Source organism: Neobacillus drentensis NBRC 102427 (assembly GCF_001591445.1).
In the GTDB taxonomy this organism is placed as follows: domain Bacteria; phylum Bacillota; class Bacilli; order Bacillales; family Cytobacillaceae; genus Neobacillus; species Neobacillus drentensis.
Window position 1 is genome coordinate 153,395 of the sequence record NZ_BCUX01000008.1, and the last position, 22,730, is coordinate 176,124.

Genomic DNA, 22,730 nt, shown 5'->3' on the forward strand with positions numbered 1-22,730 from the left:
AGGCTTTTAATTTACTTTCGGGCCGTGCTCCATTTCCCATAGCTTTTCAAAAAATGGCTGCCCTTTTATTAAGTTTTCACAAAAGGTTTCGTGACGCTTAGACCATCCATACTTTGTTTCTTCAAATAATTGTTCCCATGCGGCTTCAAAATTTAATTCTTGTATTGTTGAATAATGCTCTGGACACCATTCGGTATACCAGTATCTAACCTCTGCTTCATTACTAGATGATAGCAATTGATCTAGAGCCATAAATAAAAGTTGTTTTAATTGGCGTTCTTTTCTTGTTAGTCCTCTCATTAATTCTGGCTCAGGTGAGAGAATATGATAGTCCTTCATTTTCTCCTGCTCATAAAAGTGATATTTATTAGCCTCATGTTGAGCGATCATTTCGTACACCAACTGCTCCTGTCTAGGGATTATCCGACTTTTTCGAATTGGAATATTATAGCCGATTGTATCAATTGCCAAGATTCCAACTCCATCAGTTACCACGAAGCAATAGTCGAGTTGAACTCTCTCATGGTTTTTCCTTAAATAAGCTTTCTGAAAAATATCATCTAGAAGCTGCTGAGGTAATTCTGACAAATCATTTTCAATGTAATTAAACAATACTGGTTCAACTTTCAAAAGTGGTACCTGGTCTAACAATTCCACCCCGTCATCCTTACGCCATTCATGAAAGTGACATACATTATAACCGTTTTCTTCCCCTTCAAACCAATTTACCCATACATCATGAAGATACAACATTCTACAACCCCTCACTTCAAGAATCTGTTTGTAAATCAGTATGGGCAGTCCTTAGTTAAATTATTCCTTTATATATATTTTGCTCCAATTAGATGAGGACACAAAAAAATCCACCAAGATCTTGGCAGATTTATCTTTTGGATTTTGGATTGAAGGCATCCTTTAGCCCTTCCCCGATAAAGTTAATGGATAAAATGGTAATTGTAATAATTAATGCCGGTGGTACCCATATCCAAAGCTTAAATTGGAGAACATCCGGTTCGTTTGCTGAATTCAACATGTTTCCCCAACTTGGAATTTCCTGTGGAACACCAAATCCTAGAAAACTTAAACCTGTTTCAGCAACAATCATCGTAGCAAAGGTGATTGTCGCCTGAACAATAATAGTTGATAGAATGTTTGGAAGGAGATGTTTCATAATTACTTTAGCGGGTGAACAACCAATCGAAATAGCTGCCGTTATATATTCATTCTCTTTTTCAGCAAGAATTTTACTACGGACAATTCGCGCGATTCCACCCCAACTTAGCATGCTAATCGTTCCAATTAATACCCAAAGCCCATTTACTTTTCCATAAAGAATTGCATTTAGGACGATCACGAAAACTAAAAATGGAAAGTTTAAGATAAAATCGGTAAACCTCATGAATATGCTATCAACAGTTCCACCGAAATATCCTGATATAGAGCCAACCAAAGTTCCAAGTGCAATGACAAATAATGTACAACTTACGCCAACTAATAACGATATGCGGCCACCATAAAGTAATCTCGTAAACACGTCCCGGCCGGCTTTATCCGTTCCAAGCCAATGTTCAGCCGATGGCTCTAACGACATTTGTCCAATGTTAATTCTCGTAATATCTGCAGTGGTAATAAAAGGTGCAAGGATCGAAACAATAGAAACAATCATTAAAAAAATAAGGCTAATCATTGCAAGTTTATTTTTTATAAATTTCTTCCGAGCAATTGCAAAGGGAGATAAACTTTTTTTCGGGGGTGTTACTAGCATATTATTATTATTTTGTGTAACGATTTCCATTTTTCCTCCCCCTAATCCAGCCTAATTCGCGGATCTACTACACCATATAGAACATCTGCAACTAAGTTGCCAATCAATGTTAAGAATGAAAATAACATGGTCAATGTCATTAAAACTGGATAATCTCTCGTCCCAACAGATTGAAGAAATAATTGTCCAAGACCAGGATACGTAAATATTGTCTCGGTAATAATTGCGCCGCTAATAATGGCGACAATATCAAAACCTAAAAAAGTTATTAGTGGAATAATTGAGTTTCTTAAAATATGAACATGGTAGATTTTTCTTTCCGGGGTCCCTTTTGAACGAGCTGTACGAACATAGTCTTTGCGGCTATTTTCAATAATATCGTTTCGTAAAAATTGAGTATAACTGGCTGTACTTAATAATCCAAGCACAACTGCTGGTAAAAATACATGGTGAAAACGGCTTAGCCACCATTCTAACGTTCCATCTGTTACTCCAATGTCCACCGAACCATTGGATGGAAACCAACCTAACTTAAATGAAAAGAAAAAGATGGCAAATACCCCTGCGATGAAGGATGGAATAGCTAAACCAATGTAGTTTAATCCTCCGATAAGGTTGTCCATCAAGGTATATGGTTTTCGACCTGCATACGACCCCATAAAAAAAGCGAGGATATAAGTAATTAAGATGGCTGAAAGACCTAAAAGTATAGTATTAGGGAGCCGTTCTCCAATAACCTCAGATACCTGTATTTTGAACCGTGTAGATTTCCCAAAATCCCCCTCCACGAAACCACTAATCCAACGGAAATATTGCTGTGGCAATGGGTAATTATACCCCAACTTTTCACGCATATCAGCGATATACTCAGGATTTGTATTTCTTGGATCAATTTCTCCACTTAGAGAGTCACCCGGCATTAATTTTGCCAGCGAAAATACTACAATGGAGGTTAGGAGTAACATTGGAATCATTCCCAATATTCTTCGAAATGCATATTTCAACATGTGCATTCTCCTTGTCTATAAGCTATGTAAGGACACAAGCAGTGTTTCTCGCCCAATCTGTTCAAATGGGAGAAGCTTAGCCATCTCCCATTTGAAACTCAAAATTGAGTTGTTGGTATTAATCCTAAAAACAGCTTGTTTTGACCTTTAGGAAATTATTACTATTGTTTAATCCACCATTCATTTGGACGGTTCATACCGGATACATCAAATTTTACGTCTTGAACTCGCTTGCTGACAGCCATCGTTTCCTCTAGTTCAGCAATTGGTAATGCAGGAAGATCCTGCATGAATAGTTTTTGCCACTGGACATAAAGATCTTTACGCTTGTCGTTATCTGTTCCTACTACACTAATATCAAGTGCTTGATCCAATAATTTATCACTGTCAGTATTTACCCAGCGTGGATAGTTCCAAATTGCTTTTGATCCCCAAAGTGGAGTTGGGTCCGGATCTGCCCCCGTTGACCAGCCGCCAAAGAATACTTCCATTGATTTATCAGCTTTATCAAGCATTTCATAATAAAGGTTTACATCAGTCATCGTTAATTTAGTTTTCAAACCAACTTCTTCCCAATATTGAGTCATTGCCTTAGCACGTGCTTCAAAAGTTGGGTTATCTGTGGCATAGTGGCTGAAGTTTACAACGAATTTCTTACCATTCGGATCTTCACGGAAACCATCACCATCAACATCTTTATATCCAGCTTCATCTAATAAAGCTTTTGCTTTTTCCGGATTATATTTGTATTGCTCTAATTCTTCATTAGGTGCAGCAATCCAATGATTTGTTGGAATTGGACGGTTAACTGGCTTTCCTACACCAAAAAAGAACGCCTTAACCCATTCTTCACGGTTGATTGCATAATACATAGCTTCACGAAGCTTCTTCTCTTGGTATTTAGGTTCATTCATGACATTTTTTTTGCCATCCCAAGTACCTAGTCTAAAACCAACATAGTAATAGCTTACACCGGGATAAGTTACAGCATTTACATTATCCAGGGCTTTTACTTGATCAATAATACTTGGATGGAAAGATGTCATATCAAGCGTTCCGTTTTTAAGTTCTCCAACAGAAAGGGATGGATCAATTACTTTAATAACCACTTTTTCAATATGCGGCTTACCGCCAAAATAATCATCAAAGCGTTCCATTTCTACAGATTCACCTGGAATAATTTTTGTCACTTTAAATGGCCCTAAACCAACAGGTTTTGTACGAACTTGTGCAGAACCTATCATATCTTTTACTGCAAGACCTTTAAATTCAGTACGATTCATAGGGTATGTCCAAAGATTATCCAAGTTGTTAACACGAGCTTTATCAAATGTAATTTGGATATGGTAATCATCTACTACCTTAATCCCAGCGATTTCTTTCGCTTTTCCATCATGATAATCCTGTGCACCCACGACATTTCTTACGTTATCAAAACGTGGACCATCATAATCCTTATCAGCAATAACTTTCAATGCGAATTCCCAGTCCTTTACAGATAATTCTTCGCCATTGTGCCACTTAACACCTTGTTTGATTTCGAAGTCAAACACTTTATTGTCTGCTGTTTTCCATGAGGCGATATGCGGCTGGGCCTTTAAGTTCTCATCGTAGTCGATTAGATTTTCATCAAAGAAATCTAGTACATATTGATCAGTTGCATTTCCATAAAAAGAATAGTTAAATTTCCCCTCAGGTGCAGAATCTAGTGCATATACTAGTGTTCCGCCATCCTGGGGTTTCCCGGCTGCTTCGCTCGGTTTACCTTCGTTTTCATTTTTGGTTGTACCTGTTTTTTCTCCGCTGCTGCAAGCTGCTAAAAATGCTGATAGAACAAGCATTAATGCTGCTAACATAAGCATACTTCTCTTTTTCATTTGTTTCCCCCCCTATAAACTTTGAATTAGTTACTGTCTAGCTCTTGCGCTTTTCTAGTAAAGGTGGCAAGCTACTCGATGTGAGGGCTTCACCTCCTTCAATACTGGCTTGCTTCTAGAACATTCCTCCATTGCCATAGGGCAGCGCGGGTGGAATGTGCATCCGGTGGGAGGATTGATAGGGCTTGGCACATCCCCTTTTAAAATAATACGCTCCTTCTTCACCCTCGGATCCGGGGTTGGAATAGCTGAAATTAATGCTTGTGTATATGGATGGAGAGGATTCGCATATAAGCTATCTTTATTCGAAACCTCCACCATATTCCCTAGATACATAACGCCAATTCGGTCACTCATATGTTTAACAACACTTAAGTCATGCGCAATAAAAAGAAAAGTAAGGTCAAATTCTTCCTGTAAATCTTTTAACAGGTTTAAAACCTGTGATTGGACTGACACATCAAGTGCTGAAACAGGTTCATCAGCAATTATTAATTTTGGTTTTAATGCAAGGGCTCTCGCTATTCCGATTCTTTGGCGCTGCCCCCCGGAAAATTCATGTGCATATTTGTAATAGGCATCTGGCGGCAAGCCTACTTTTTCTAACAAACCCATGACTTCCATTTTTAAGTCAGCCATACTTTTTTTAGAAAAGTTATATATAGGCTCAGCGATAATATCTCCAATCATTTGCATAGGATTCAAAGAAGCATACGGGTCCTGAAACACCATTTGCATATTTTTTCGAATCTCTCGAAGGGATTTACCAGATACTCTTGTGATATCTTTACCATCAAAAAGTATTTGTCCCTCGGTTGGTTTTAATAGCCGAAGAATAGTTCTCCCCGCCGTAGATTTACCACAGCCAGATTCACCAACAAGCCCTAGTGTTTCTCCTTTTTTTATCTCAAAGGAGATATTATCAACTGCTTTTACATTTCCAATTGTTCGTTTTAGAAATCCGCCTTTAACAGGGTAATAGGTTTTAAGATTTTTAATCTCTAATAGGTTTTCAGACTGTGAGGATGAATGGTCTCCCTGCTTATGTACTGAAACGATACTCATTTTCTCACCCCCTCTTTTGGCCTACTTGTTTCAAAGAGTAAACAGGCAACTTCGTGACCTTGTCCAACGTCTTGAAGTAAGGGGGTAATTGTTGTGCATTCAGTCATTACTTTTGGACATCGATTCGCAAAACGGCAGCCTTCTGCCGGCATATTTATAAGGGAAGGGACGATGCCTTTAATTGAACTTAACCTTTCTGCTTGTCCATCCATTTTCGGGATTGCCCCTAAGAGCAAACTTGTATAAGGATGTTTAGGATTATGGAAAAGTGTATCCACATCTGTATGTTCTATAATCCTGCCAGCGTACATGACCATTACTTCATCACACATTTCAGCAATAACTCCCAGATCATGTGTAATTAAAATAACAGACATGTCATTAGCTGCTTGAATCTCTTTTAATAGTTCGAGAATTTGAGCTTGAACGGTAACATCGAGGGCTGTGGTTGGTTCGTCAGCAATTAATAATTTGGGCTGACAAGCAATAGCAATGGCGATCATGACACGCTGCCTCATCCCACCTGATAATTGGTGCGGATACTCATCAATGAGTTTTTCCGGCCTTGAGATTCCTACACTTTTTAATAAAGCGATTGATTTTAGCCGAGCTTCTTGTTTCGTAATCTTAAGGTGGTTAAAGAGGACTTCCTGGAGTTGATATCCAATTGTAAAGACTGGATTTAATGAGGTCATTGGTTCTTGGAAAATCATAGAGACATCTTTCCCACGAATTTTATTGATTTGCGATTCCGACATTTTCTCCAGATTTAATCCATCAAAAATGACTTCACCTAATTTAATTTTACCGCTTTCTTTTGGCAATAACCTGATAATGGAGAGGCTCATAACAGATTTACCGCAACCCGACTCTCCAACAATACCGACAATTTGCCCAGGCTTTACTTTAAACGAAACATTATCTACTGCATTATAATCAGTTCCATCAATATCAAAAGCAGTTTGTAAATTTTTCACTTCGAGTAGTGGGGCCTCTTTGTGCAGCTCTTTTTTTGTGCTCATAGTACACCCTCTAACTTTTAAATTATTCAATTTATTCAGTATATTCAAATAAATTTTATTACGTAATTATAACATTTGCAAGATTTTTTTGTACAACTACCTGATAATGTTAACTAATATTAAAAAAAGCCCAATTTTACTGGCTTTTTTTGTTGAGATTATAAAAATCTTCAAGATACTTTAGTGCAGGATTCGTAAATGATAGTTTTGTAGAATAATTGTTATTTTCGTAAAAACGTTCAACAATATTATATCCCACAGCATAACCTAGTAGATTCGGCAGCCTTCCTACCCCGTAAAGTAATTCATCGTGCTTTCTTTCATGTTTTTTTGTGTTTAGATGTTCTTTCAAATATTTCTCCCAAAAATTTAATAGGTCCTTTTCTTTATACATACGACACCAAGCTGCTAAATATTCCCGTCCACAATATTTTAAAACTGCATATTCAGCCAAACCTTCTATAATAATTGAATCAAGCAAGCTATATTCTTCGATCCTTTTACCTAACATTCTAAGTCGGCAGACGTGGTGGTATTCATGAACCAGCAAAGCCTCTACCTCTTTTGGGTCATCATAATTAGAGAGAAAGAGAAACATTTTATCAGGGAACGAAACGCCAGCTTTACTTTTTACTTCTCTGAAAAAAAATCCACCAGATTGGGCTACTGGAAAAAGAAAGACTGGAATATCCGGACCATGCCACTTTTGCTTATATTTATTAAATAGTTGTTCCACTTTATCCCAAGCTTTTTGTTCTATTAACTGATCGAAATTTTCTAAGGCAGACCTAGACGGCCGGTACATCCCGAAATCCACTAATTGATTGTAAATATCCTTTGGTGTTTGTCTCTTAAAATAAGGCTTTAATTTTTCGCAAATTTTTAAGGGTCTATCAATTTCCTCTTCTAACCATTGATCAGTTCGAATAATTCCCATCACTTCACCCCATGTTCCTTCAATTCACCCTCCGATCAGTTTATTACTAATAACAAGAAGTGGTTCTTGTTATTAGTATCAAAAAAAAAATCGACCAGATTTCATCTCTGGTCGAATGGTTTACTTATTCGTATTTTTTGAACACAATCGTTGCGTTGTGTCCGCCGAAGCCTAGTGAATTACTCATGGCTGCTTTAATTTCCTTCGGACGTGCTTGATTCGGTACATAATCTAAGTCACATTCTGGATCCGGTGTTTCATAGTTAATGGTTGGCGGTAGCATGCTGTCTCTTATCGCTAATACCGTAAAGATTGCTTCTACACCGCCGGCCGCACCAAGAAGATGCCCCGTCATCGATTTAGTTGAACTTAACGCTAATTTATAAGCATGCTCTCCGAATACTTCTTTAACGGCAAGGGTTTCAAACTTGTCATTATATTCTGTACTTGTGCCGTGCGCATTTACATAATCAATTTCCTCAGGTTTTAACCCGCCATCATTGATAGCCATTTTCATAGCACGGGCACCTCCCTCACCACCTGGTGCTGGTGCAGTAATATGATAGGCATCACCAGTTGCCCCATAGCCGACTATTTCAGCATAAATTTTTGCACCACGGGCTAAAGCATGTTCAAGTTCTTCCAGAACAATAATCCCTGCACCTTCACCGATAACAAAACCATCACGGTTTTTATCGAATGGTCTGCTCGCCGTCTTTGGGTCTGGATTTGTGGAAAGGGCAGTGTTTGCACAAAAACCTGCAACAGACATTTTTGTAATCGGTGCTTCCGCTCCGCCTGCTATCATTGCATCTGCGTCGCCGCGTTGAATTACTTTAAAGGCATCACCGATTGAATTTGTTCCTGTTGCGCAGGCAGTTACCGTACAAGAATTAAAACCTCTTGCACCGAGTGTAATTGAAACCTGTCCAGCTGCCATATCTGGAATTAACATCGGTACAAAGAATGGACTTACACGTTTGTAGCCTCTCTTTTGGAATATCTCAAATTGCTGTTCGAAGGTTTCCATTCCGCCGATTCCCGAACCAATCCATACTCCGACACGATGGGAGTTATCTTCGTTAATTGTTAAATTAGCATCTTTCGCTGCCATAATTGCCGATGCAACTGCAAATTGTGTAAAGCGATCCATTTTACGCGCATCTTTTCTTTCCATAAATACTTCAGGATCAAAATCAGTTGATTCTGCGGCAACTTTTGCCGGATATTCATCAGCATTGACTCTCGTCATCGGGCCAATCCCGGATTTTCCTTCTAATATGTTTTTCCAAGTTGTTTCGGCATCATTTCCAAGCGGTGTTACTGCACCTATGCCTGTTACTACAACTCTGCGCTTTTCCATTTTATCTATCTCCTTCATCTTTTTCCGGATTGATATTTTTAACTTATTTAAACCTGCTTGTTTATTTCCGCTCTATGCGACCTTTATTTTCCCCACCTGATAGCAATGGCACCCCATGTTAAGCCACCGCCGAAGCCAACCATTACAATGAGGTCGTCATCTTTAATTCTTCCCTCTTCCAAATCTTCCACAATTGAAATTGGAATCGATGCTGCAGACGTATTACCATATTTATTTATCGTTTTGGACATTTTTTCGACTGGCAAATCTAATCTTTGCCTAGATGCTTCCATAATTCGAATATTAGCCTGATGTGGAATTAAGAAATCGACATCATCCTTTGTTAGACCTGCTTTTTCGAGAACATTGATGCAGCTTTCCCCCATTTGCCTTACAGCAAATTTGAACACTTCTCTACCATTCATAATTATATATTCATCCTGGTAAAGATGTTTTGACCCGGTACCATCTGCTCCAAGCTCAAAGGAAAGAATTCCCCGATTTTCTGAAACAGGGCCAATAATGGTAGCACCAGCACCGTCTCCAAATAAGACTGCTGTATTGCGATCATTCCAGTCAGTAACTTTAGAAAGCTTTTCTACGCCAACCACTAAGATATATTTATAAACCTCAGACTCAATAAATTGTTTAGCAGTCACAATTCCGTACATAAATCCCGCACATGCTGCACTGACATCCATCGCTGCTGCTTTTTTTGCCCCAAGCCTTTCTTGAATTCTGCAGGCAACAGATGGAAAAGGAGTATCTGGTGTAACCGTAGCTACTAAAATTAGGTCAATCTCTTCTGCAGTAATTCCAGCATCTTGAATGGCCTTTTTAGCTGCTTCAAATGCCATATCTGATGTATTCTCATCATCAGCAGCAATTCTTCTTTCTTCGATCCCTGTCATAGTACGAATCCATTCATCAGAGGTATCCATTATTTTTTCCAAATCCTTATTGGTGACAACTTTCTCTGGTAAATATCTGCCGATACCAACAATACCTGCTTTCATAAGACCCAGCTCCTTTTTTCACAATTCTCTATATCACAAAGTTTAATATCAATTATTATGACTTGGTACTAATTTTATCAAATAAAACCTATTTTAAGCAACTGTTTCTTATTATTTCCCCCTCTGCTAAAGGACAATCTTTTACAAAAGAAATAAGCTCCCGATTTTGAGAGCTTATTTCCTCTTTATATTTCTTTTCGCCCTTCAGCTAGACCAAGTTCATAGGCTTCTTGCATGACCTTTGTAAAAAGATTCATAAAGGGCTCGATTAATTCCATTGATAAATCCACACCAGCCCTATCCAATTGTTCCTTTGCTTCTGGTAAGTATTTCATTGCAATCTGCATAAATTGTAATGTATTATCTTGACTATTCATATGTACTGCTCCTTCAAATTCTCATTTTGGCAATTTTCCTGTTTCTTTATAGATGTCAATTTGCTTATTTATCTTTTGAATAAATTCATTATTTACATTGGGACTATATTTACCAAGTGAAATAACGTTGTCTTGAAAATCGTAGGAAAGATTTCCTGGTTTAAGTACCCCTTTATTATATTGCTCAGCCACTTTTTCATATAATTTATCGACCTGTTGTACTGTACTTGTAAGTACCGTAGATTCACCTAAATCTGATTGGTCAGAAACGTATCCTATAACATACAATCCACGTTCTTTTACCCTTTCTATTACTGGCACATTATATCCATCACCAGCAGGATAGATGACATCAATCCCCTTATCCATCATGTCATTTGCTAATTCAACTGCCTTTATTTCATCATCCCAATTTCCAACATATTCTATACTAACCTTTGTGTTTTTATTTTCAGCTATTGCTCCTTGATAGAAGCCTTCAATCTCCGGCTGCCATTCATATGCGGCTATAACACCTACATTTTGTGTTTTTGACATATGTGCTGCGACCATTCCACCAAAAAAACCCATCGCGTGGCCTTTAAAATTCAGACTTGTTGTATTCTTGTTTTTAGCATCACCATTAAAACTTATAAAATGGATATTAGGATAGTCAGATGAAATATCATTAAAATACTCTGCATATTCAGACCCATGACCAAAGATTAAATTTACCCCTTTTTGGTCAAAATCCTCAACTGCACGCCGAGCAAAAGCTTCTGAATTCATACCTTCATTATAAAATACATCTACATCAATATTCTTATGAATTTTCAACAAGCCATTAAAGCCATTTGTCCCCCATACCTGGTCATTGACCGTTTCGGGTACTAACAATCCAACCTTTTTTATTTTACCTGTAGGTTTTGTCTCTCCGCAGGCTCCAAGTAAAAAAAGGCATATAAGTATCATTCCGAAACGGTATATCATGTTATGCATCTCCTCTGCCCTATTGCCATTTCTATACACGTTTCCTTTGCACTAATAATTTACTTCACCTATGACCATAGGTATATGACTCTATTTTCCAGTTTTATTCTAACCCTTCAACAAATAAATGAAAAGATAATTTTCCACTAGCCGCCAATCTACATTATCTTACAAACGGTTGGCATACAAACGTTGAACATGTTCTATTTGTGTCATGATAGAATCTGCTATTGGACTAACCTTTTTTACAGCCACTTTTTCAAGTCGATCGTTATCCTCTATTGATACATTGCTTTTTAACAATGCCTGATTTTCATCAATATTAAGATATTCTGCGCACCTGTCCCAATGATCTTCATTTCCGCTTTCAATCAAGTAACTGCCCGGTCTTCCGCTCTCTATAATTTCTAACATGGATTCGATGGCGTCATCAACAAAAAGACAATCGTTTGTCCATTCCCGTACATCAGTTATTAAATTTACATTTTTGTATTTTGAAGCAATGGCTTGTTGAAACAAAAAAGCTGATGGCTGCCATGGACCATAAATAGCAGGTAGGTACAATAATTGGATATTTGTTACTAATCCTTTTACATTCCCTAAAAACCTCTCTATTTCTTTCCCCCTATACGTTCGGGTAAGCATTTGAATAGGTAGAATAAAAACAATCTTTGCTTTGTTTTTGTTCTCCTCTACAAATTGAATGATCGGCCGAGTAACTTCCTCCATTTGTAAAATTTGTTCTTTTTTAAGCATAAACAGGTCATATATTGAAAATATTAGCCTTGAACGACTGATTTCATGTTGCTCATTTTTACTCCACTCGATTAATGATTGTTCTAAAAAGTTTGCATTTCGACCAACTTCAAGTCTTTTCTCATCAATAAAATGTATATTATCAGGATTTTCAATATGAATACCCTTGACCTCGATTCCTTTATTCAGTAGGTGCTTACCAACATGAAAACCAACAAAATCGAACATTCCAAAAATAATTGCCTTGTCCATAAAATCTTCCTCCCCATCCTAACCTTATTGAATCCTATGCACATCGATAAGGAAATATTTCTTTTTGGGGAGGAGCAGTCTAAAGGACTGTTTCATGGCTGCTGAAGAACTTAATCATCATATTTCCAAGCTGTGGTTTTTTTTCAGGGAGAATAAATATAGGGTTTATATCAGGATCACTTATAATTTGGTGATATAGTTTCGATTGATTGTATGATTTTCCTCCTGCCAAGACATGAATTATTTTAACCGGACATCCAAATTGAAGATTAACTTTATCTTGGCTGCTAAAAACATTGTTTTCAATCACTTTTTGGTCCAATTGATATGCTGCCACTAATTCTCTCATTAACTTTTTATAAAAGAATTTATGTTCCTTTTCTTGTTCAAGATGGTCTTTTAAGGAAATGATTGGGTTGAGCAGAATAAGCGATCTTATACGCCCCTTCATTTTTTCCATTAGTCTTATCGCAACCAGTGCCCCCATACCTTCAGCCAAAATATGGATTTTATTATTAAGAATTTCACTTCTTATTACATGATGATATAATTTCTCGGCAAGTTCAACTGCAATATTGCTCCCCCAGTTGCGCCCATATAGATTTGAGGAAAAAATGGTGTACCCTTTTTCTTTAAGCTGGTTAACAATAGCTAGCCTTCCTTCATTTTGTGTCCAAAAACATTTGCTTTCATCTACAAAATGTCTTTCATCTCCAATGATTAAAATCCCAAATCCTGTAGGCTTTTCAGGGTAGTGAAGAATATTCCATTGGGTATCCATCTGAAAGTTACGATTTTCCATAGATAAATCTCCTTTTACATATTTCCTCACGGTATTGTATGCTGTCTCATTAGAGATGAAAGGGGGTTTGCCTATTTATAAGATATTATAGTTTCACTTTATCATTTCAGAATCATATGATAATATTAATAAAGATGTAAAATAGGTTAGAGGTGAAGAAATATGCGATTTTTTTGGACCTTTTTCTGGTCATTTCTATTGGTGCAAATGCTTACATATGTAGTAAGTTCAATGACCCCGGGTGCTGAATATGAATTTATGCCTGCAGTTATCGCTTCAGTTGTTGTGACGATCTTAATTTTCGTTGTAGCTTCTGTGATTCCAAACGAACCTGCTGCAAAACATTAAGAAAAAGGTCATCCTTTCAAACGGATGACCTTTTTTCTTTAGCGATATTTAGTAAACAGATACTTGAACTTCTCCATTATTGATATTTATTTCAACTTTCGACTGATCATGTACCCTGCCGGCAATAATTTCACGGGCAATCTTTGTCTCAATATTTCTTTGGATAAATCTTTTTAAAGGCCTTGCCCCATAAATTGGATCAAATCCATTAACGGCAATAAATTCTTTTGCATCCTCGCTAATATCAATATCAATTTGTTGATGTTTTAACCGATTTTGAAGCTCTCTCATCATTTTGACGACGATATTCTTTATTTCATCTAATGAAAGGGGCTTAAAGAGGATGGTCTCATCGATTCGATTTAAAAATTCAGGACGGAAATGCCCCCTTAATTGACTCATTACTTTCTCCCTTACTGAATCAGAGATTTCAACCTCAGTTTCATTTCGTTCAAGTAAAAAATGCGAGCCAATATTAGAGGTCATAATGATAACCGTATTTTTAAAGTCAACTACACGCCCTTTTGAGTCGGTAATTCTTCCGTCATCAAGCACTTGTAAGAGAATATTAAATACCTCCGGATGAGCCTTTTCAATTTCATCCATTAAAACAACAGAATAAGGTCTTCTCCTAACCGCTTCTGTCAACTGTCCGCCTTCCTCATAGCCAACATAACCTGGAGGAGCACCAATCAAGCGGGACACAGCATGCTTCTCCATATATTCAGACATATCAATCCGAATAATTTGTTCTTCACTATCAAATAAAGATTCGGCCAACGCTTTTGCAAGTTCAGTTTTCCCAACACCTGTTGGACCTAAAAATAAAAATGATCCAATGGGTCGATTAGGATCTTTAATTCCAGCTCGCGCTCTGAGCACGGCATCGGCTACTAAATTTACCGCCTCATTCTGGCCGATGACTCTTTCATGTAGAATTGATTCTAATTTTAAGAGCTTTTCTCTCTCGCCTTCAACTAGTTTAGCAAGTGGTATACCTGTCCACCTTGATACAATATTAGAGATTTCTTCCCCGGTAACTTCTTCTCGAAGTAAACGTTCGTCCTTAGCAGTTGCTGTTTCGAGTTCCTTCAACTCTTTTTCTGCTAACGGAATCTGACCATGACGAAGCTCTGCAGCTCGGTTTAAATCATATTTATCTTCAGCTAGTTGAAGCTCCCTGCGAAGTTTTTCTAATTGTTCTCGTTTCTCCTGCAATTTTTGTATACTTTGTTTCTCTTGGAGCCATTTTGCCTTCATTTCATGGGCTGATTCTTTTAAGTCCGCTAGTTCTTTAAGGAGAGAATCCAGCCTTAACTTGCTCCCTTCATCGACTTCTTTACTTAATGCTGCTTCTTCAATTTCTAATTGCATGACCCTGCGAGTTACTTCATCTAATTCGGTAGGCATAGAATCTATTTCGGTCCGTATAAGTGCACAAGCTTCATCAACTAGATCAATGGCCTTATCCGGTAAAAAACGATCAGTGATATAACGGTCAGAAAGTGTTGCTGCCGCTACCAAGGCATGGTCATGAATTTTAACGCCATGATGCACCTCATATCGTTCTTTCAAGCCTCTTAAAATGGAAATCGTATCTTCAACGTTTGGTTCTTGGACCAGAACCTGCTGAAATCTACGTTCAAGTGCAGGATCCTTTTCGATATATTTCCGGTGCTCATCAAGTGTGGTTGCTCCAATACAATGAAGTTCACCGCGAGCAAGCATCGGCTTTAACATATTGCCTGCATCCATTGCACCTTCAGTCTTACCTGCCCCGACAATCGTATGAATTTCATCTATAAATAACAATATTTGTCCTTCACTTTTCTTAATTTCATTTAAGACTGCTTTTAATCTTTCTTCAAACTCACCTCTAAATTTTGCTCCGGCAATTAACGCGCTCATGTCCAATGAGAATATCGTTTTATCCTTAAGTCCTTCTGGTACATCTTTCCTAACAATCCTTTGTGCCAACCCCTCCACAATGGCCGTTTTCCCTACTCCAGGTTCACCAATTAATACAGGATTATTCTTTGTTTTTCTCGATAATATCCGAATTACATTACGGATTTCGGAATCACGGCCAATCACTGGATCCATTTTTCCTTCTTTAACCTCCGCAACAAGATCCCGTCCATATTTTTTTAGAGCTTCATATCCCGCTTCTGGATTTTGTGATGTCACTCTTTGGTTCCCCCTTATTTCTTTTATCGCGTGCAAAACTTTGTCAGGTTGAATTCCAAAAGTTTGTAAAAGTCTCCGCATTTCTGAATCATTCGAGTTGACTGCTGCTAACAGAAGATGTTCAACTGATAAATACTCATCTGAATACTTTTTAGCAAACTCCTCGGCACTTACAAAAAGTTTTTGCAGCTTAGCTGTGATATATAGTCTCCCTTGTTCAACACCGTTTCCGGTAACAGTTGGTTTTTTAGCAAGGGCAGCAGTAAGGTGGTTTCTTATCTTTTCAGGTGGAATTCCTGCCTTTTCTAATATGGATAAAATAAGGCTATCCTCTTGTTCCATTAAACATAAAAACAAATGGGGTTCATCAATCTCTTGATGATTTTTTTTAACAGCTAATGACTGTGCATCCATCAGTCCTTTTTGTAAACGTTCTGTCATTTGATTCATGTCCATTTCAACAGCACCCTCTTTGACCATTTTTGACCTTTATTTTATTATAAAACTTCGATTGTAAAAAGTAAATTTTTGCAAAGAAGAAATGCAGAAGTACTTTAATTGCAAGGCTGGGGTAGACAAAAGAAAAAGCCACCCAATGGATGACCTTATCCTTATTAAATTTATGGCTTCCGCTGATATGTCCAAACTCGTTCATCATTTGATGTTTCAGGAAATGCATCCCCTGCTTTAAGCCTAATTTTTTTGGGATTATTAACATTGCTTCCTGTATCTCCGACCTCAATATAAATACCACTATTTGGGGCTTTACTCCCGGACTTAAACTGACGATTTTGTCCCATTCTTTTCCCTCCTTTGCTTCACATACCTTATTATTACCTTTTCACGGATAGTCATTATAGGAATTTCTTTCAAAATAACCTATAAGTCGACAGTATTTCCTAAGAAATACAATGTAATGTGTGTGAACTTTTGACGATTGTATGAACTTATTGCTCATTTGTTGCTAATTATTCTTCGTTAACAATATAATTATAGTATTATCTAGTAAATCAAAACCTTGACTGTCATTTTTTTAAATTAAATTAGTTTTGAATCCGTACCTTTAAAGGTGGTTATTAGTATGCAGTCAGTAAAAGAAATGCCAGTAACACTGTCCCATCTTTTTGATACAGTTCATCATATAAGGAAAGTTGAAAAAGGTACTTTTCTATTTCAAGAAGGATCTATGGCTGATGAATTGTATATTATTCAAAGTGGAATTCTTCAAATCAGTAAGATCATTCCTGATGGAAGAGAACTGACTTTAAGAATGTGCTCGAGTGGTGATTTTGTCGGTGAATTAAACTTATTCTCCCCTTCTTCACGCTATTTATTAAGTGCCCGAGTAGTCGAGAGTGGCGAAGTAGCCGTTATTATGAAAGACACGCTTGAAGAAAAACTTTCACAAAATCTTGCGCTTTCTTTTGAATTCATAAAGTGGATGAGTCAACAATATCGAAAAACCCAAACCAAATTTCGTGATTTGGTTCTTCATGGTAAAAAAGGGGCACTTTATTCCACACTCATTCGAATTACCAATAGTTATGGAATTAAAACTAATAAAGGAATACTAATTGAATTACCATTAACCAATCAGGAACTAGCCAATTTTTGTGGTACATCCAGAGAAGTAGTAAATCGTTTGTTAAGCGATTTACGAAAAAGTGGTATCCTATCTATTGATAAAGGGACCATTACAATTCACGATTTAGCGTATTTAAAACGCGAAATTGATTGTGAAGATTGTCCAACGGAAATCTGTAAAGTTGACTAGGATGGCTGCTTGCAAACAATTTAATATAATGCAAAAAAATCGGTCATATTGACCGATTTTTTATTTTAGTAAGAGTATTTGAATCGCCATAATTATAAAGAATATAGCTGAATTAATGATTTCGTAAATGCCAATATGTTTAGGCGAAAATGGTCTTCCGTAAAAAATAATAGCTCTCAAAAGACTTGGGATTAATGCGATTGCAACCATCCAATAGCCAACCCCGAACCACACTGCTACTATCAGAAGATGGTAAATCCATGAAATCCATTTAAATTGGATATTCTTCTTTTCCCTAATCATTGACTTGACATAAAAAGTACAGCCCACAAAAAACAGGATCGAAGTTAAAAAAGTGAATACAAGAGTCTCGATGTTCATCACACCATGCCCTAAATAACTGCTTGCGAGGCCAACTACCGAAAAAGCAAAAATAGCAGATATATCATTCATAAAAGCACGATCTTGATTTTTGGAAGTAAAGTAAGCATTTATCATAAAAAACGGAATCATTAGTAGACCGAAATAAATAATGGTTGGTCTTTCCAGAAGTGGAATAAGTAAAAGTAATAGGGCTGGAATCATATATACAAGTGTCCATTTTGTATAGTACTGAAGTTTTTTCCTTTTAAATAAAAGAAGCATCGGATAGGTTGCTAAGTACAATAAGAGCCAACCCATGAAAAATGGGATATGCTTCCACATAAACCCGCCTTCAATGACACCAAGCCAAAACGGGATGATTAGCATTGCCCATGCACCATGTTGTTTCGGTAAAAATAACTTCATCATGTTCACTCCTTTTCCTTGCCTAACCTAAATATAAGCTAGCTAAGCGGAAAAATAAGTGAAATACATCACAAATTAAAGCAAAAAAGAAGGGCATCGCCTTCTTTTTGTGACAATTTTGTATAGGTTTAAATGCAAATACAACAATTCCAGATCATCTACAAGGTAACTTCGTTCATCTCTAGGTCGGTTAACTGATGAGTGATTGCTGTAGTTACATTAAAAACCCATGATTCTATTTTAACAAACAATATATCCCCTAATTAGTATTGTAAAGTATATCCATAGTATAGGCTGTGATAAAAGTAACAGATTTGACAATTTTATTAACTTTTTTAATCAATTTTATGAACAAGTTCCTGAAGTAAGTGCTCGGTCCAGATTAATGCACCTGCATCATCGATTTGAAAGCTGGGAACATTGATTCTTGAGGCGATTTGCCTTTGCATTTCTTCCTTCCAATACAAAATCCCCAAAACATTACTTACAGTATTTAGCAATGAGAGGTCACTTTCATCCCTTACTAACAGTAATTTTGGATAGGGCTTTTGCTTATAGCCTTCGATTAATATAATATCTGGATGAAAGAATTTCATCAACTCGATTTGTTCCTCTAGTGATGGAAAGAAATTATCAGCTTGTAAAATTAAACTTCCTTCTCCTTCAACAATCGAGGCGAGCGCCCCCGCATTTAGATGTTTTTCTGTATCTTTCTGCGGAAGTGCTGCAAGCTTGCCACCATGTCCGTGATGCTTAATCGTAACTGTCTTTAGCCCTTTTTTTACTAGGTCATTAATCAGTTTGGATGTGATTGTGGTTTTTCCACTATTTTGATAACCAACCACTTGAAAGATGACAGGCTTTACCACGGCCACTCACTGCCGACCTGGTCTTCAAGCAAGAGGATCTCCACTTCACATCCGGCTGTAAAACCTCTAGTTCCACCTGGAAGTATCATTAGCGAATTAGCTCCAGAGAGGCTCATAATTATGTTAGACTTGTCGAGTCCACTTGGTGTCGCCTTTAGTCTTCCTGCATCAATAAACGTTGAACTTCGGACAAACCTTGTAAACGGATTTGCTTTAGGAAAATCAACTTCCAGAAGAGCTTGTTCTTTACGAAGGTGCGGTTTTTCTGAGAAAAGCATCCTACGGATAATTGGACGCGCAAACAATTCAAAGCCAACATAACAAGCAGATGGATTACCCGATAATCCAAAGAGAAGTTTCCCATTATACTGTGCAACCGTCGTAACACTTCCAGGGCGCATCGCAACTTTATTAAAGAATACCTCTGCTCCAAGCTTTTCATAAATAGCCGGAAGATAATCAAAATCTCCCACGGATACCCCGCCAGTGGTAATTAACAGGTCTACTTCGTTGAGTGCATTTTGGACGGCTTCAAAGCAAGTGTCGAAATCATCTGGAAGCTTCCCGAAATAGTGCACAATTCCTCCCGTTCTTTCGATTTGAGCAGCAATCATATGTGAATTACTGTTTCGAATTTTTCCGGGTACAAGGGCTTCATTTACTTCTAAAAGCTCAGTCCCTGTTGCAAATAAACCAACATGCGGTTTTTTTGCAACAGGGACTCGTTCATATCCAAACGTAGCAAGCATGGCTTGAATTCCAGGGTTTATCAATGTACCTTTTTTCACCAAAATTTCACCTTGTTTGGCATCTTCACCACTATACGAAACGTTATCACCCTTTTTAAAGCTGCGTTTAATCGACATATATGGAATACCATTCTTTTCGTAAGCCTTAGCCACCTCAAACATAACAACAGCATCTGTACCCTCCGGCATCATTGCACCCGTCATAATTCTAACCGCTTGATGCTCTCCAATTAATTTGGTGGATACCATTCCTGCTCCAATGTGATCAACCACTTCAAATTCAACTGCATTAGTTAGCGCAGCCTCACGAGTATCAATTGACCTAACAGCAAAGCCATCATACGGTGCACGATCAAAATGCGGGACATCGCTAGTTGCGATCAAATCCTCGGATAAAAAACGGCCGTAGCTTTCATTTATTGGGACTTGTTCAGTTACACCAAGTAATTGATATTCCATTATTCTTTTAACCGCTTCACCAATGGGTATTGGTTTTCTTCTTTCGAACAATATAATCACTCCTGCCTTCAACAAATATCTATCCATTGTGTTATGTACTAATTGTCATCGACTATCAACATTATAAGCTTATTAAAAACCAACTGACATATCAAATGTCACAAAATAAAAGAATTCTGCAATAAAAAGAAAATCATATCGAATGTGTGATGCAGGTCACCTAAGTTTTTTCCATTATACTTTATTCTTAGGTTAGATTTAATCTTGCACTTAGGGAGGAAATAAATATGACTTTCACAATTACAGCAAATTCATTAGTTAAAGATATCGTTAACGAATTACCTAAAACAAGTGATGTTTTCAAAAAGAACCGGATCGATTTTTGCTGCGGTGGTAATATCCCACTAACAGAAGCGGTTGCTCAAAATAATCTTAACTTGGATACTTTATTAGATGAATTAAAAGTTGTCTTTGAAAAATATGAAAACACTGAGAAAGATGTTGAGGTTTGGACGAACTCTGATTCTACAACCATTATTGATCATGTTATTTCAAATTACCATCGTGTGTCTGAAGAGGAACTTACCACGTTAAGTCCCTATGTAACAAAAGTTTCACGTGTCCATGGCGATAACCATCCTGAGTTACTAAAGGTTTATGAGCTTTTCTATGAATTCAAAAAAGAATTGATGGAGCATATGGCGAAAGAGGAAGCAGTAGTATTCCCGCTGATTAAACAGCTTGCTGATGGAACGGTAGAAAATCGTGAAGAAGCGATTGCGATGATTGTTGATTTAGAAAAGGAGCATGACCACGCAGGTGAAATATTAAGAGAGATTCGTGCCGTAACTTCTGACTATACACTTCCTCTTGATGCTTGTGGTACGTACCGCTTAGTATATGCTCGCTTAGAGGCACTAGAGGGATTAACCTTTATGCATGTACATCTTGAAAATAACATCCTATTTCCTAGATATCTTTTATAAAATCAACAGCCCGCTTTTCTTAAAGCGGGCTGTTTCTTTCTACAAAAAAAACCTCTCTTCATGGAAGAAAGGTTAACCACCAATATACGACATTTCGATTTTTTTACGGTTTTTGTGTGTTTCAGCTGTTCTTTCGTCTGAATATCTGTCATCTCGGCCATTCCATATTGCGCTCACACGTTCACGGATTTCTTCATCGGAAGCACCGTTTCTCATGAAGTTGCGGATATCATGTCCATTCCCATTAAATAAACAAGTAAAAATTTGACCATTCGCCGAAAGCCGCGACCGTGTGCAGCTTGAGCAAAACGATTCAGAAACAGATGTAATAAATCCTACATTCACATCTTTATCTTTATAACGGTATAGTTTTGCTACTTCACCGTAATAGGCAGGGTCCACTGGTTCAAGTTCAAATTGTTCCTTTAATAAATAATATATCTGTTTTTTAGTAATAACATCATCCATTTTCCAGCCATTGGTTGAACCTACATCCATGAATTCAATATAGCGAAGCTCTAGGCTGTTCGCTTTGCAATACTCTGCCATTGGAATTATTTCAGAGTCATTGAGGCCTTTTTTGACAACCATATTAATTTTAACCCCAAGACCTGCCTGTTTCGCAGCTTCAATGCCTTCTAAAACAGGTCCAGTTCCAACCCCACGTCCATTGATTTTCCCAAACAACTCATCATTTAATGTATCAAGACTGACATTTACCCTTTTGAGGCCAGCTTCCTTTAAATCTTTTGCAAATTTCGGCAGAAGCACACCATTCGTCGTTAAACCGATATCAAGTAAGCCTTCAATCGCTGACAGCTTTTTAACAAGAATAGGCATATCTCTACGAAGAAGCGGCTCTCCTCCGGTTAAGCGAATTTTTTCCACACCTAAACTAACAAATATTTTTGCGAGGCGCTCTATCTCTTCATAAGTCAGCAAAGCACCTTTGGGAAGAAACTCAAAATCAGGACCAAATTGATCTGCCGGCATACAGTATTGGCAACGGAAATTACACCGATCAATCACAGAAATTCTTAAGTCATGTAATGGTCTATTTAATTTATCTTTAATAATGGTTTTTTCCATTAATATCAACTCCATTATTTTAAGGAACCTAATTATATTAAGTGTACCAGTCTTTAGTTAAAAAGACTGTTACTTTATTCACTATTACAATACTTTTTAATACCATTCTTATCTTAGCAGATGTTTCCCATTCAATAAATAACTGTTTTGGAAATATCCTTCCTGTTATTTATTTTTTGATTATTTTAACTAGCCTGCTGATTTATGCTCCAGGTTTATTATTTCATATGAGTTTTCACTATATTGTCATTGTTTACTTCTTTTTATGGCTT

Annotated in this window: 22 protein-coding genes; 3 read left to right on the plus strand and 19 right to left on the minus strand. The window is 37.3% G+C overall.

Going from position 1 to position 22,730, the window contains the following annotated elements; all coding sequences use genetic code 11:
- Positions 1–6: 6 nt before the first annotated feature.
- The 13 genes from BDR01S_RS04600 to BDR01S_RS04660 form a co-directional block, all read right to left on the minus strand.
- Entirely contained in the window at positions 7–753 is a 747-nt protein-coding gene (locus BDR01S_RS04600) for a YjbA family protein (protein ID WP_066252142.1), read from the minus strand.
- Between the two features lie 130 nt (positions 754–883).
- Positions 884–1,795 (minus strand): oligopeptide ABC transporter permease, encoded by a 912-nt coding sequence (opp4C, locus tag BDR01S_RS04605; protein WP_066252138.1) that lies wholly within the window; start codon positions 1,793–1,795, stop codon positions 884–886.
- 11 nt (positions 1,796–1,806) lie between these two features.
- A complete protein-coding gene (gene opp4B, locus BDR01S_RS04610; RefSeq protein ID WP_066252136.1) occupies positions 1,807–2,772 on the minus strand; it encodes an oligopeptide ABC transporter permease in 966 nt (321 codons plus the stop codon).
- A 161-nt stretch (positions 2,773–2,933) separates the two neighbouring features.
- Positions 2,934–4,649, minus strand: a complete 1,716-nt coding sequence (opp4A, locus tag BDR01S_RS04615) for an oligopeptide ABC transporter substrate-binding protein (protein ID WP_066252133.1) — start codon at positions 4,647–4,649, stop codon at positions 2,934–2,936.
- A gap of 54 nt (positions 4,650–4,703) precedes the next feature.
- A complete protein-coding gene (locus BDR01S_RS04620; RefSeq protein WP_066252131.1) occupies positions 4,704–5,714 on the minus strand; it encodes an ABC transporter ATP-binding protein in 1,011 nt (336 codons plus the stop codon).
- Positions 5,711–6,736, minus strand: coding sequence for an ABC transporter ATP-binding protein (locus BDR01S_RS04625; RefSeq protein ID WP_066252127.1), 1,026 nt, complete (start codon positions 6,734–6,736; stop codon positions 5,711–5,713). Before BDR01S_RS04625 ends, BDR01S_RS04620 begins: the two co-directional genes overlap by 4 nt.
- A gap of 136 nt (positions 6,737–6,872) precedes the next feature.
- Positions 6,873–7,673: a DUF2268 domain-containing putative Zn-dependent protease gene (locus BDR01S_RS04630; protein ID WP_066252125.1), complete on the minus strand. Its 801-nt coding sequence runs from the start codon at positions 7,671–7,673 to the stop codon at positions 6,873–6,875.
- Between the two features lie 124 nt (positions 7,674–7,797).
- Positions 7,798–9,036 carry a beta-ketoacyl-ACP synthase II gene (gene fabF, locus BDR01S_RS04635; RefSeq protein WP_066252123.1) on the minus strand — a complete coding sequence of 413 codons (1,239 nt, stop codon included), beginning with the start codon at positions 9,034–9,036 and terminating at the stop codon, positions 7,798–7,800.
- An 83-nt stretch (positions 9,037–9,119) separates the two neighbouring features.
- The gene (locus BDR01S_RS04640; RefSeq protein ID WP_066252120.1) at positions 9,120–10,052 is read right to left on the minus strand and encodes a beta-ketoacyl-ACP synthase III; all 933 of its coding nucleotides are present in this window, start codon (positions 10,050–10,052) and stop codon (positions 9,120–9,122) included.
- Positions 10,053–10,237: 185 nt separating this feature from the next.
- Positions 10,238–10,429: a ComZ family protein gene (locus BDR01S_RS04645; protein ID WP_066252115.1), complete on the minus strand. Its 192-nt coding sequence runs from the start codon at positions 10,427–10,429 to the stop codon at positions 10,238–10,240.
- A 21-nt stretch (positions 10,430–10,450) separates the two neighbouring features.
- Positions 10,451–11,398 (minus strand): BMP family ABC transporter substrate-binding protein, encoded by a 948-nt coding sequence (locus tag BDR01S_RS04650; protein WP_082797302.1) that lies wholly within the window; start codon positions 11,396–11,398, stop codon positions 10,451–10,453.
- Between the two features lie 168 nt (positions 11,399–11,566).
- Complete coding sequence (locus BDR01S_RS04655; protein WP_066252111.1) at positions 11,567–12,406, minus strand: hypothetical protein; 840 nt, start codon at positions 12,404–12,406, stop codon at positions 11,567–11,569.
- A gap of 79 nt (positions 12,407–12,485) precedes the next feature.
- Positions 12,486–13,208, minus strand: coding sequence for an alpha/beta fold hydrolase (locus tag BDR01S_RS04660; RefSeq protein WP_066252108.1), 723 nt, complete (start codon positions 13,206–13,208; stop codon positions 12,486–12,488).
- 162 nt (positions 13,209–13,370) lie between these two features.
- On the opposite strand from BDR01S_RS04660, the gene BDR01S_RS04665 reads away from it, so the two are divergent.
- Positions 13,371–13,556, plus strand: coding sequence for a YjzD family protein (locus tag BDR01S_RS04665; protein WP_066252105.1), 186 nt, complete (start codon positions 13,371–13,373; stop codon positions 13,554–13,556).
- A 48-nt stretch (positions 13,557–13,604) separates the two neighbouring features.
- Here the strand turns inward: BDR01S_RS04665 and clpB are convergent, their stop codons facing one another.
- A complete protein-coding gene (clpB, locus tag BDR01S_RS04670; RefSeq protein ID WP_066259802.1) occupies positions 13,605–16,199 on the minus strand; it encodes an ATP-dependent chaperone ClpB in 2,595 nt (864 codons plus the stop codon).
- A gap of 164 nt (positions 16,200–16,363) precedes the next feature.
- Positions 16,364–16,543: a YjzC family protein gene (locus BDR01S_RS04675; RefSeq protein WP_066252102.1), complete on the minus strand. Its 180-nt coding sequence runs from the start codon at positions 16,541–16,543 to the stop codon at positions 16,364–16,366.
- Positions 16,544–16,824: 281 nt separating this feature from the next.
- Here BDR01S_RS04675 and BDR01S_RS04680 point away from each other — a divergent pair, with 281 nt between their 5' ends.
- Positions 16,825–17,517, plus strand: coding sequence for a Crp/Fnr family transcriptional regulator (locus BDR01S_RS04680; RefSeq protein WP_418303025.1), 693 nt, complete (start codon positions 16,825–16,827; stop codon positions 17,515–17,517).
- A gap of 60 nt (positions 17,518–17,577) precedes the next feature.
- Here BDR01S_RS04680 and BDR01S_RS04685 read toward each other — a convergent pair whose 3' ends face one another.
- The 3 genes from BDR01S_RS04685 to BDR01S_RS04695 form a co-directional block, all read right to left on the minus strand.
- On the minus strand, positions 17,578–18,306 hold the full coding sequence (locus BDR01S_RS04685) for a YwiC-like family protein (RefSeq protein ID WP_066252099.1): 729 nt from the start codon (positions 18,304–18,306) through the stop codon (positions 17,578–17,580).
- A 335-nt stretch (positions 18,307–18,641) separates the two neighbouring features.
- Positions 18,642–19,181, minus strand: a complete 540-nt coding sequence (mobB, locus tag BDR01S_RS04690; protein ID WP_066252097.1) for a molybdopterin-guanine dinucleotide biosynthesis protein B — start codon at positions 19,179–19,181, stop codon at positions 18,642–18,644.
- Positions 19,169–20,434: a molybdopterin molybdotransferase MoeA gene (locus BDR01S_RS04695; RefSeq protein ID WP_066252094.1), complete on the minus strand. Its 1,266-nt coding sequence runs from the start codon at positions 20,432–20,434 to the stop codon at positions 19,169–19,171. Before BDR01S_RS04695 ends, mobB begins: the two co-directional genes overlap by 13 nt.
- A 236-nt stretch (positions 20,435–20,670) precedes the next feature.
- Here BDR01S_RS04695 and ric point away from each other — a divergent pair, with 236 nt between their 5' ends.
- Positions 20,671–21,369 (plus strand): iron-sulfur cluster repair di-iron protein, encoded by a 699-nt coding sequence (gene ric / locus BDR01S_RS04700; RefSeq protein ID WP_066252091.1) that lies wholly within the window; start codon positions 20,671–20,673, stop codon positions 21,367–21,369.
- A 72-nt stretch (positions 21,370–21,441) separates the two neighbouring features.
- On the opposite strand, the gene moaA is transcribed toward ric, so the two are convergent.
- Positions 21,442–22,458: a GTP 3',8-cyclase MoaA gene (gene moaA / locus BDR01S_RS04705; RefSeq protein ID WP_066252089.1), complete on the minus strand. Its 1,017-nt coding sequence runs from the start codon at positions 22,456–22,458 to the stop codon at positions 21,442–21,444.
- Positions 22,459–22,730: the final 272 nt, after the last annotated feature.